Annotated in this window: 9 protein-coding genes; 5 read left to right on the top strand and 4 right to left on the bottom strand. The window is 76.0% G+C overall.

The window, feature by feature from the left end; all coding sequences use genetic code 11:
* Positions 1–62: 62 nt before the first annotated feature.
* Positions 63–1100, bottom strand: a complete 1038-nt coding sequence (locus tag LIX60_RS13545) for an A/G-specific adenine glycosylase (RefSeq protein WP_227958636.1) — start codon at positions 1098–1100, stop codon at positions 63–65.
* Between the two features lie 326 nt (positions 1101–1426).
* On the opposite strand from LIX60_RS13545, the gene LIX60_RS13540 reads away from it, so the two are divergent.
* Positions 1427–2260 carry a hypothetical protein gene (locus LIX60_RS13540; RefSeq protein WP_227958635.1) on the top strand — a complete coding sequence of 278 codons (834 nt, stop codon included), beginning with the start codon at positions 1427–1429 and terminating at the stop codon, positions 2258–2260.
* Positions 2261–2349: 89 nt separating this feature from the next.
* On the opposite strand, the gene disA is transcribed toward LIX60_RS13540, so the two are convergent.
* Positions 2350–3474 carry a DNA integrity scanning diadenylate cyclase DisA gene (disA, locus tag LIX60_RS13535; RefSeq protein ID WP_019707684.1) on the bottom strand — a complete coding sequence of 375 codons (1125 nt, stop codon included), beginning with the start codon at positions 3472–3474 and terminating at the stop codon, positions 2350–2352.
* Positions 3475–3824: 350 nt separating this feature from the next.
* Positions 3825–5330, bottom strand: a complete 1506-nt coding sequence (radA, locus tag LIX60_RS13530) for a DNA repair protein RadA (protein ID WP_227958634.1) — start codon at positions 5328–5330, stop codon at positions 3825–3827.
* Between the two features lie 393 nt (positions 5331–5723).
* Between radA and LIX60_RS13525 the strand changes: the two genes are divergently transcribed.
* A complete protein-coding gene (locus LIX60_RS13525) occupies positions 5724–7385 on the top strand; it encodes a hypothetical protein (protein WP_227958633.1) in 1662 nt (553 codons plus the stop codon).
* Positions 7386–7635: 250 nt separating this feature from the next.
* Here LIX60_RS13525 and LIX60_RS13520 read toward each other — a convergent pair whose 3' ends face one another.
* Positions 7636–8457 carry a hypothetical protein gene (locus tag LIX60_RS13520; protein WP_227958632.1) on the bottom strand — a complete coding sequence of 274 codons (822 nt, stop codon included), beginning with the start codon at positions 8455–8457 and terminating at the stop codon, positions 7636–7638.
* Between the two features lie 80 nt (positions 8458–8537).
* Here LIX60_RS13520 and LIX60_RS13515 point away from each other — a divergent pair, with 80 nt between their 5' ends.
* The 3 genes from LIX60_RS13515 (at position 8538) to LIX60_RS13505 (ending at position 11211) form a co-directional block, all read left to right on the top strand.
* Positions 8538–9467, top strand: a complete 930-nt coding sequence (locus LIX60_RS13515; protein ID WP_019707686.1) for a Ppx/GppA phosphatase family protein — start codon at positions 8538–8540, stop codon at positions 9465–9467.
* A 236-nt stretch (positions 9468–9703) separates the two neighbouring features.
* Positions 9704–10555: a sugar phosphate isomerase/epimerase gene (locus tag LIX60_RS13510; RefSeq protein WP_095757029.1), complete on the top strand. Its 852-nt coding sequence runs from the start codon at positions 9704–9706 to the stop codon at positions 10553–10555.
* Positions 10552–11211, top strand: coding sequence for a TetR family transcriptional regulator (locus LIX60_RS13505; protein WP_227958631.1), 660 nt, complete (start codon positions 10552–10554; stop codon positions 11209–11211). The genes LIX60_RS13510 and LIX60_RS13505 overlap by 4 nt, the downstream gene beginning before the upstream one ends.
* The last annotated feature ends 103 nt before the right edge of the window (positions 11212–11314 follow it).

Here is an 11314-nt window from a genome sequence, read left to right as displayed (position 1 = left end):
TGCCGTCCTCTCCCCTCAGCTCGGCAGCTCGGCAGCTCGGCAGCTCGGCAGTTCGGCTCGGCTCAGGTCCGTTCGGCTCGGCTCTGCGGCAGCCGGTAGCTGCCGTCCGCCAGCGGTTCGACCAGGCCGTCCGCGACGAGCCCGTCCAGCGCGCGGGCCCGCTGCACCGGCTCCTCCCACACCGCGTCCAGCACCCGCTGCGGAACCGGCGTCGTCGCCTCGCGGAGCACCGCGAGCAGCTTGCCGCGCACCTGGCGGTCCGTACCGGCGTAGGTCTGCCCGCGGCGCGGTGGGCCGTCGTGCGGCGGCGAACCGGCCAGCCGCCAGGCGCACCGCGCGGCGATCGGGCAGCGCCCGCAGCCGGGGTTGCGCGCCGTGCACACCAGTGCGCCGAGCTCCATCGTGGACGCCGCCCAGCGGGCCGCCGTGCCGTCGTCCTCCGGCAGCAGGGCACGGGCGAGGCGGCGTTCGGCGGCGGTCGTGGCCGTCGGCGGGTACTGGACGCCGGTCACGGCGCGGGCGAGGACCCGGCGGACGTTGGTGTCCAGCACGGCGTGCCGGCCGCCGTACGCGAACGAGGCCACGGCTGCGGCCGTGTACTCGCCCACACCCGGCAGCGCCAGCAGCTTCGCGTGGTCGCGCGGCACGTTCCCGCCGTGCCGTTCCGCTATCGCCACGGCGGCCCCGTGCAGCCGTAGCGCGCGGCGCGGGTAGCCGAGCCGGCCCCAGGCACGTACCGCTTCCCCGGGTGCTTCGGCGGCGAGGCCGGCCGGGCGGGGCCAGCGCGCCAGCCACTGCTCGTAGACGGGCAGCACGCGCGCCACCGGGGTCTGCTGAAGCATGAACTCGCTGACCATGACACCCCACGCGCCCGCTTCGGGGCGGCGCCAGGGAAGGTCGCGGGCGTGCTCGCCGAACCAGTCGATCACGGCGGAGTGGAGGGCGGCGGGGGAGGCGACCGGAGGCGGGGCGGCGGAGGCGACCGCCGCCGCGGTCGCCGTCGCGGCGCTCGCCGCCGTGTTCCCGGCTGCCGCCGTGTGCTCCGGGGCTGTCGTGCTCTTCGGGGGTGCGCTCTTCGAGGGCTTCGGGATCGCAGTCATGACATCCCCGATCCTGCCAGAGCCCTCCGACGCCGGGGGGCTCCGCCACCGGCGCCGTCAGCCGCCGTCCGCCGCCCCCACGCCGCACGGCGCGGAAGGAGGCGCCGCCGCCACTCTCCGCCACGCCCGTCTCCCGTACCCGGCACGGGAGTTACCGGAAGCGGGCGAGCCGTCACCCGGGGTGCACCGGACGGGAACCGAGCGCGAAGGGAAGGGCGCTCGGAGGGCCCGGCCGAGACCGAACCGGAATGATGATCGTCAAAAGTTGCGGTGACGGCGGCGGGTAAACGCCTGAACGGGCCCTCTTCTCTCGTAAGGTTTCCGGCGTGGGTTCTCTGCGCAATCCTGTCGGGCCGCTTCCCTCCTCCATCTACTGGCGCCGGAGGGCGGTAGCCCTGTGCGTGGTCGCGTTGCTGGCCGTGCTCGTCGTCTGGGCCGTCCGGTCCACCGGAGGCGGCGGCGGTGACGGAGGCGGCGGAGCCGACGGCAAGGGCCCCGCGCAGTCCATCACCCCCGGCCCCTCCTCCTCCGGGCCCGCGATCAGCGAACGGCCCGGCGGCCGCGACGACTCGGGCGGCACCGGGGGCGGCGACGGCGGCGGTGACAGCGGCGGCACGGGCGGCTCGGCCGGCTCCGGCGGCGGCTCGGGCGGGGACGCCGGCAGCGGTGGCTCCGGTGGCGGTGGCGGTGCGGCCGGTGGCGGCTCGGGTTCCGGAGGCAGCGGCGGCGGGAGCGGCATCCCGGCGGGAACGGCCCTCCCCGACTGCGGCGCCGAGGACGTGGAACTGCGGATCCGCACCGTCGAGAACCGCTACGAGCCGGGCGAGAAGCCGGAGTTCGAGCTGACCGCCGAGAGCACCTCGAACCGCTCCTGCGAGGTGGACTTCGGCGAGAAGACCGCGGTGCTCACCATCACCCCGGCCGACGAGGACGACCCGCTGTGGGCGTCCGACGACTGCCTCAAGGAGAGCCGGGAGATCCGGCTGCGGGTGCCGGCCGGCGGCGAGGCCATGTACACGGTCGAATGGGACCGCAGGCCGAGCGCGCCCAAGTGCGCCACGCCCGGGGCGGGTTCGGCGAAGGCGGGCACCTATCTGATCGAGGCGGAGGCCAAGGGCGTCGACAAGGCCGAGGTCTCCTTCGTCCTGACCAAGGACTGACCCGGCCGCTCCCGGCACACCAGCCCGCGGCCCGCGGCCCGCCTGGCCGCGGAACCGGCCGCCGCCCGGGAACGAACGCTCCGCGTCCCTCAGACGTAGCGTTCGAGGATCGAGGACTCCGCCAGCCGGGACAGGCCCTCGCGCACCGAGCGCGCCCGGGCCTCGCCCACCCCGTCGACCGTCTGCAGATCGTCGACGCTCGCGGCGAGCAGCTTCTGCAGCCCGCCGAAGTGCTCCACCAGCCGCTCGATGATGGTGTTCGGCAGTCGCGGCACCTTGGCCAGCAGCCGGTAACCCCGCGGCGACACCGCCGAGTCGAGCGTCTCGGGGGAACCGCTGTAGCCCAGGGCGCGGGCCACCACCGGCAGTTCCAGCAACTCGGTGTGCGACAGCTTGTCGAGCTCGGAGAGGGCCTCGGGGACCGTGCGGGTCCGCTTGGCGGTCGGCTCGGGCACGTAGTCCCGTACCACCAGCTCGCGCTCCGGCTCGACGCCCGCGATCAACTCGTCCAGCTGGAGCGAGAGAAGGCGGCCGTCGGTGCCCAGCTCGACGACGTACTCGGCGATCTCGGTGGCGATGCGGCGGACCATCTCCAGCCGCTGCGCCACGGCGGAGACGTCCCGGACCGTCACCAGGTCCTCGATCTCCAGGGCGGAGAGGGTGCCCGCCACCTCGTCGAGTCGGAGCTTGTACCGCTCCAGCGTGGCGAGGGCCTGGTTGGCGCGGGACAGGATCGCCGCCGAGTCCTCCAGCACCCGGCGCTGCCCGCCGACGTAGAGCGCGATCAGCCGCATCGACTGGCTGACGGAGACCACGGGGAAGCCGGCCTGGATCGAGACGCGCTGCGCCGTGCGGTGCCGGGTGCCGGTCTCCTCGGTCGGGATCGACGCGTCGGGGACGAGCTGCACGCCCGCCCGCACGATCTTGGTGATGTCCTTGTCGAGGATGAGCGCGCCGTCGAGCTTGCACAGCTCGCGCAGGCGCGTCGCGGAGAACTCCACATCGAGGACGAAGCCGCCGGAGCACATGGCCTCGACGTGCTTGTCCATGCCCAGCACGATCAGTCCGCCGGTGTTCCCGCGGAGAACGCGCTCGAGTCCGTCGCGCAGGGCGGTACCGGGCGCGACAGCGCTCAGCGAGGCGCGCATCAGGCCCTCGGTACCGGAGCTCCCGCCGGATTTGCCGGGAGTCGCTGCCCGGTCGTTGGCTGCCACTGCACTCCTCCGGTCGCAGAATTCGGGGCCCGGGTGCGTACGTACGGGCGAGACCAGGGCAAAGTCTACCGGCGGCCGGACGACTTGTGTGGTGCGTCTCGGCTCAGGGGTGCGCGGCGCCCCCGGCGCACGCTCCGGAGCGCACGCCGGGGAGCGCGGTGCGGAGCCGCCCGGAGCTCCCGCCGGAGCGCGCGCCGGACGGGCCGTCGCGGGCCTGCCCGGCGTCCGGGAACACCGGCCGGCGAGAGCGCGGCGGAGCGCTCGGCGGGAGCGTTCTCGGGGACGGGCGGCGGACCAGGGCGCGGGGGCGGGAGGAGGGCGGAGGGGCTGCCGGCCGGCTCGCCGGGGCCTCAGCCGGAGGCGCCTCCCGAGAGCGGCGAGGACTCCGCCGCACCGCGATCCGGCCGCCCGGACCGGCCCGGCCGCCCGGACCGCTCCGCTCCGTCGGCTCCCTCCGGCCGCTCGGGCCGCTCCCGGCGCGGCCGGCGCGGCAGCACCCGCAGCGCCTCCCCCATGTCCGCGACCTCGGTGACCCGCATCCCCTCCGGCACCCGCCCCGGATCGGTCGGCACCAGCGCGTGGGTGAAGCCCAGCCGGGCCGCCTCCGACAGCCGGCGCTGCACCCCCGTGACCCGCCGGACCTCGCCCGCCAGGCCGACCTCGCCGATCGCGACGAGGTTCTTCGGCAGCGGGGTGTCGCTCGCCGCGCTCGCCAGCGCCAGGGCGATCGCGAGATCCGCCGCCGGCTCCGACAGCTTCACCCCGCCGACCGTGGCGCTGTAGATGTCGCGCTTGCCCAACTGGGAGATCTTGCCGCGCTGCTCCAGCACCGCCAGCATCATCGACACCCGCGAGGTCTCCAGGCCCGAGGTCGTCCGGCGCGGTGACGGGATCTGCGAGTCGACGGTGAGCGCCTGCACCTCCGCGACCAGCGGCCGGCGCCCCTCCAGCGTCACCGTCAGACAGGTGCCCGGGACCGGCTCGGCGCGGCGGGTGAGAAAGAGACCCGACGGGTCGGCGAGGCCCGTGATCCCCTCGTCGTGCAGTTCGAAGCAGCCCACCTCATCCGTCGTGCCGTAGCGGTTCTTGACGCCCCGGACCAGCCGCAGCCGGGCGTGCCGGTCGCCCTCGAAGTGCAGCACCACGTCGACGAGATGCTCCAGCAGCCGCGGTCCCGCGATGGCGCCGTCCTTGGTGACGTGACCCACCAGCAGCGTGGACATCCCGCGCTCCTTGGAGGCCCGGATCAGCGCCCCCGCCACCTCCCGCACCTGCGCCATGCCGCCGGGCGCGCCGTCGATCTCCGGGGAGGCCACCGTCTGCACGGAGTCCAGGACGAGCAACGACGGCTTGACGGAGTCGAGATGGCCGAGCACGGCCGACAGATCCGTCTCCGCCGCCAGATACAGATGGTCCGAGATCGCGCCGATCCGGTCGGCGCGGAGCCGCACCTGGCTCGCGGACTCCTCGCCGGTGACGTAGAGCGTGCGCTCCTGGTCGGTGGCCGCCTTGGCCGCGACGTCCAGCAGCAGCGTCGACTTGCCCACGCCCGGTTCGCCGGCCAGCAGCACGACGGCGCCCGGCACCAGGCCGCCGCCCAGCACCCGGTCCAGCTCGGGCACGCCCGTGGCCCGCGCGGTCGCCCGGCGGCCGTCGACCTGGCCGATCGGCAGCGCCGCGGTCGACACCCGGCCGGGCGCGGTCGTCCGCACGGCGGGCGCGCCGCCGGCTTCCTCGACCGTGCCCCACGTCTGGCACTCGGGGCAGCGGCCGAGCCACTTGGCGGTGGTCCAGCCGCACTCGGTGCAGCGGTAGGAGGGACGGTCCTTGGCGGACGTACGGGTGCGGGAAGCCATGCCGCAACGCTAGCGCCGGGCGGTGACAACGCACGGGGCGGTACCGGAACGGGACAGGGGCCGCGCGGGACGCCGGGCGCGGGACGAAGCCGGGGGACGAAGCCCGGGACGAAGCTCCGGTGCGGAGCGCGGGGACGGAGCGCGGGGACGGAGCGCGGGGACGGAGCGCGGGGACGGAGCGCGGGGACGGAGCGCGGGGACGGAGCGCGGGGACGGAGCGCGGGGAGGAAGCCCCGGGACGGAGCGAGGGCCCACCGGGCGCGGCGGCCCCGGACGCGGGCCGCCTCCGAAGCCGCCCCCGAGCGCGGGACCGACGGCGTCCATCACCCGTAGGGATGAAAAGCGCCGGAGCGGGGCGAGCGGGCCGGTCCGTCCCCCTACCGTCGCCGGGTGATGAACAGCAGGCCCGAGCACCCGACCCACGCCACCGGCGGCGCGCGCTACGAGCCGTACCTCGACGGGCTGTTCACGTACTGCCTCGCCGCGATGTGCGACCACGACGCGGCGACCGCCGTACTCGGCGAGGTCCTCGCCCACGCGGAGCGGCGCCACCGCCGCTCGCCGGCCGAGCCGGAGCGGCAGCGTGCCCGGCTCTACGCACTGGCCCGCTGGACCTGTCTGCGGCACCTCGCCGTCCGGCCCCGCCCGTCCGCGCAGCCCGGCTCCGCGGGCCGCCCCGCCCCGCACGACCCGTCCGGCCGCGCCCACGATCCGGATCCGGCCCACGCCGGCGATCCGTCCGGGCCCGGCCCCTCCGCGGAGACCGCCGCCCGGCGCCGCCGGGAACTGTCCGCGCTCGTCTGGCCGGAGGCCGCCGGCACCACCCGCGAGCAGCGCGAGGCCCTGGAACTCGCCGTGCGGCACCGGCTGGCGCCCCCGGAAGTCGCCGCCGTGCTCGGCACGGACGAGGAGAAAACGCGGCGCCTGCTGACGGCGGGCGCCCGCGAGGTGGAGCGCACCCGCGCGGCACTGGCCGTCGCGGAGGGCGGCGGCTGTCCCACCGTCAACCGGATGACCGGGGACACCCGGGCCCTGATGGGCAGCGATCTCCGCCGCGAACTGCTGCGCCACATCAAGAACTGCGACGCCTGCCGCGCCACCGTCCAGCGCTCCCCGGCGGACGCCCGCGGGCCGGGCGGTACCACTACCGCCGACGTGCTCCCCCTGGTCCCGGCACCGCGCGCGGCGGCGGCCGCCGCGATGCGCGCCGCGCTCCGCGCCCGTCCCCGGGACCTCCCCGCCGGCAGCCCGCGCTGCGACCGGCAGGGCTTCCCGATGGATCCCGGACGCCTCGCCGCGCGCCGCCGGGCCGTACGCCGCCGCGTCGCCACGGCGACGGTGGTGGCGGCTGCCGTCGCCGCACCGGTGTTCGCGCTGTGGGCGGCGTACCGGGGCGCGCCGCCCGGGCAGGACCGGTACGCCGGTCCCGTCTCCGCCGCCGAGGACGGCCGGCCCGGGGCACATCCGTACGATTCGGCGGACGGTTCCGGCGGCGCCCCGGGCGGCCGGGGCGGGGACGGGCGGCCGGGCGGCGCCGCGGAGCGCGGCGGCGACAGGGGCGGCAGCGACGACGCGGCCCGCGAGGACGGCCGGTCCGGCGCGGAGGAGGACGGCTCCGGCGGCGACGGCCGGGACGGGGCCGGGCTGACGGTCGCCGGCCGGAGCGGCGGAGGCTCCACCCTCATCACCCTGACCGCCTCGGGCGGCGCACCGGTCGACTGGTCGGCGCGCACCGATGCGCCCTGGCTGCGGCTCAGCGACACCGGCGGCACGCTCCGCCCCGGGCGCTCGGTGACGGTCACCGTGACGGTGGACCGGGCGCGGCAGCCCGGCGGCGCGTGGACGGGCCGGGTGACGATCGGGCCGTCCGGCACGGTGGTCACCGTGACGGGCCGCGGCGCCCCCTCGCCGGAGGACCCGGTGGAACCGCCGCCGACCGCACCGGCGGACCCGGACCCGGAGCCGGAGCCCGCCCCGTCACCCCCGGCGCAGGAGCCGTCGAGCGAGCCGCCGGACCCCGAGGACACCGGAGAGCCCGGGGACGCGGCCGGGTGAGGCGGCGGCGCGCCGCCGTTCCGCTGCCGCCCGCGGAACGGACGCCCCGCGGGACCGGGCGCCTCGCGGGGCCGAGGGCCGTAGGGGGTCGTCGTCGCAGGCGGTCGTACAGGTCCTGGGCGCCGCCGGCCGGGCCATGACGGCGGGTACCGGCGGCCGCGGCGCTCCCGCACCGGGGTGACGGCCCCGCCGGAGCCGGGAGATCCGCCGGAGCCGGGAGACCCGCCAGTGCCGGGAGACCCGCCAGTGCCTACCGGTCCGCCGGGTGCGGCGCGACCGGCAGCTCCGCCGCCAGCCGTTCCGCGCAGAGCCCGGCCAGCCGTTCGTAGGCCGCCTTGCCCATCAGCTCCGTCAGTTCGGGCCGGTACGAGACGTAGACCGGTTCCCCCGCGCCGTGCGCGCTGGTGGCCGAGGTGCACCACCAGTGCAGGTCGTGGCCGCCCGGGCCCCAGCCCCGGCGGTCGTACTCGCCGATCGACACCTGCAGGAATCTGGTGTCGTCCGGGCGGTCGATCCACTCGTACGTCCGCCGGATCGGCAGCTGCCAGCACACGTCCGGCTTGGTCTCCAGCGGTTCACGGCCCTCGCTCAGCGCCAGCCGGTGCAGGGCGCAGCCGTGACCGCCGGGGAAGTCCGGGCCGTTGTGGAAGATGCAGGCGCCGCCGAAGCGGCGGGTCTTGCGGGCGCCGTCCTCGTCGCGTTCGGTCCAGCCGCGCGGGCCGGTGCCCTCGGCGTGGTGCTGCCAGCTCTCGGGTGTGAGCCGCGCCATGTGCCCGGCGACGCGCTGCTCGTCGTCCTCGTCGGAGAAGTGCGCGCCCAGGGTGCAGCAGCCGTCGCTCGCGCGCCCGGCCTCGATGCCCTGGCAGCCTTGCCCGAAGATGCACGACCAGCGGGAGGTGAGCCAGGTCAGATCGCAGCGGAAGACCTGCTCGGGGTCCTCCGGGTCGGTGAACTCGACCCACGCCCGGGGGAAGTCCAGCCCCTGCTCGTCGGCGGGGGCGGACCGCGGCGGCTTCTTCGGGGCCGGGACCGGTTTGCCCCGGTCCGGCTTCGCCCTCTTCGTCTTCGACACCTCTTCAGCGTAGGCGGACGGATCCCGTACGGGCCGCTCACCTGCCGCGTTGCCGTGAGCCATATGAGAATGTGCACGCTATGAGACTCGGTGTCCTCGACGTGGGATCGAACACGGTGCATCTGCTGGTCGTGGACGCACACCCCGGTGCCCGCCCGCTTCCCGCCCATTCCCACAAGGCGGAACTGCGGCTTGCCGAACTGCTGGACGAACGCGGCGCGATAGGCGACGCGGGCGTCGACCGGCTGGTCGCGGTGGTCGGCGAGGCGCTGCAGGCCGCCGAGGACAAGGGGGTGGAGGAGGTGCTGCCGTTCGCCACCTCCGCCGTCCGCGAGGCGCCCAACGCGGACGAGGTGCTGGCCCGGGTCGCCGGCGAGACGGGCGTGCGGCTGACCGTGCTGTCGGGCGAGGAAGAGGCCAAGCTCACCTTCCTCGCGGCCCGCCGCTGGTTCGGCTGGTCGGCTGGCCGGCTGCTGGTGCTCGACATCGGCGGCGGCTCCCTGGAGGTCGCGTACGGCGTCGACGAGGAGCCGGACAGGGCGGTGTCGCTGCCGCTCGGCGCGGGCCGGCTCACCGCAGCCCGGCTGCCCGGGGACCCGCCCGAGCCGGAGGACGTGCGGGCGCTCCGCCGCCATGTGCGGGCCGAGATCGCCCGGATCGTCGGCGAGTTCAGCCGCCTGGGCACGCCGGACCACGTGGTCGCCACCTCCAAGACCTTCAAGCAGCTCGCGCGGATCGCGGGCGCGGCGCGCTCGGCCGAGGGTGTCCATGTGCAGCGCCTGCTGAGCCGCGCGGCGCTGGAGGAGTGGGTGCCCAAGCTGGCGACGATGACGGCGGAGCGGCGCGCGGAGCTGCCCGGCGTCTCGGCGGGACGGGCACCGCAGCTGCTCGCCGGCGCCCTGGTCGCGGAGGCGGCGATGGACCTGTTCGGCGTGGACGAGCTGGAGATCTGCCCCTGGGCGCTGCGCGAGGGCGTCATCCTGCGGCGCCTGGACCATCTGCCGGAGTGACCCGGCGGCCCGCCGGGCGGCCCGGTCCCGGTCCCGGGGCCGCGGGCCGCCCGCCCGGTGTGACGAACACCGCACCGCCGCGACGGCCCCGCCGGGGGAACACCCGTACGGGCCGCTCACCGCCCCTTTCGCCCGGCGCCGCGCCTCCCGGAAGCGGACCTGGGGCATCCGCCGCCCGGGCGCACACGCTCCGGTGGCCCCGCCGGGCCGATCGCACACGCCGTACGCTGTTTCCCGTGGCTCAACCAGTGGTGCGCACCCCGGAAGTGAAGGTCGCCCTGTCCACCGCCTCCGTGTACCCGGAGTCGACGGCGACGGCCTTCGAGATCGCCGGACGCCTGGGTTACGACGGCGTCGAGGTCATGGTCTGGACGGATCCGGTCAGCCAGGACATCGAGTCGCTGCGCAGACTCTCCGACTACCACGGGGTCCCGATCCTCGCGGTGCACGCGCCCTGCCTGCTGATCACCCAGCGGGTGTGGTCGACCAATCCGTGGACGAAGCTGGAGCGGGCCCGGGCCGCCGCCGAGAAGCTCGGCGCCTCGGCCGTCGTGGTCCACCCGCCGTTCCGGTGGCAGCGCAACTACGCCCGCGACTTCGTGGACGGCATCTGGCGGATGGCGGACGAGACGGACGTCCGGTTCGCCGTCGAGAACATGTACCCCTGGCGCTACCGCGACCGCGAGATGCTCGCCTACGCCCCCGACTGGGACGTCACCAACGACGACTACCGCCACTTCACCGTCGACCTCTCCCACACCGCCACCGCCCGCAACGACGCCCTCGACATGATCGGACGGATGGGCGACCGGCTGGCCCATGTCCATCTGGCCGACGGCAGCGGCTCCGGCAAGGACGAGCACCTGGTGCCCGGCCGCGGCAACCAGCCCTGCGCCGAGCTGCTGGAGAAACTCACCACCAGCGGGTTCGACGGCCATGTGGTCGTCGAGGTCAACACCCGCCGCGCCATGTCCGGCGCCGAGCGCGAGGCCGATCTCGCCGAGGCCCTGGCCTTCACCCGGCAGCACCTGGCGACGGCCTCCCGGGTGCCCGGCGCGCCCAGGACCCCCGGGACGCCCCGGCCGTGACGGACCCGGCAGCCCCGGAACCCGGCCCCGGTTCCGCCGCCACACCCGCCCCCGCACCCCGCCGCGGCCGGGGCCGGCCCGCCGCGCGCGACGGCGGCTCGGGGCCCGGCGCCCGCGACCGCATCCTGCAGGCCGCCCGGGCCGAGTTCGCCGCCCGCGGGTACGACAAGACGTCCATCCGCGGCATCGCGAAGAAGGCGGGGGTGGACCCCGCCCTGGTGCACCACTACTTCGGCACCAAGGAACAGGTGTTTGAGACCGCCATCGAGAAGTCCTTCGAACCGGCTCTCGACCTGCCCGATCTGATGACGCAGGACCCGGGCGGCGTCGGCGAGCTCCTGGCCCGCCACTTCTTCACCATCTGGGAGAACCCCGTCACCCGCGCCCCGCTGCTGGCCGTGGTCCGCTCGGCCGTCACCAACGAGACGGCGGCCGCCCTGCTGCGCGGCTTCGTCCTGCGCAGGCTTCTGGGACGGGTGGCGGGGGAGCTGGACGTACCGGACGCGCGATTCCGGGTCGAACTGGCGGTGTCGCAACTGCTCGGCATCGTGATGCTGCGCTACGTCATCAAGGTCGACCCGATGGCGAGCGCGGACATCGAGGACATCGTCGCGGCCGTCGCCCCGGTGATCCAGCGCCACCTCACCGGGCCGTGAGCGGCCGGGGGCCCGGACGGGCCGCGGGCCGCCGTCCGGACCCCGCTCCGTACGGACCGCCGGACCCCGCACGGCACCGCCGCGGCCGCCGCCCGGACACCCG

It is taken from the genome of Streptomyces sp. S07_1.15 (assembly GCF_020739505.1).
GTDB classification, from domain to species: domain Bacteria; phylum Actinomycetota; class Actinomycetes; order Streptomycetales; family Streptomycetaceae; genus Streptomyces; species Streptomyces xinghaiensis.
The sequence above is the reverse complement of the archived record's forward strand: the minus strand, read 5'-3'. Positions and strand labels throughout refer to the sequence as shown.

Coding starts and splice junctions, on each gene's coding strand:
- LIX60_RS13525 (WP_227958633.1), top strand. CDS start 5,724: ATGAACAGCAGGCCCGAGCACCCGACCCACGCCACCGGCGGCGCGCGC.
- radA (WP_227958634.1), bottom strand. CDS start 5,330: ATGGCTTCCCGCACCCGTACGTCCGCCAAGGACCGTCCCTCCTACCGC.
- LIX60_RS13515 (WP_019707686.1), top strand. CDS start 8,538: ATGAGACTCGGTGTCCTCGACGTGGGATCGAACACGGTGCATCTGCTG.
- LIX60_RS13545 (WP_227958636.1), bottom strand. CDS start 1,100: ATGACTGCGATCCCGAAGCCCTCGAAGAGCGCACCCCCGAAGAGCACG.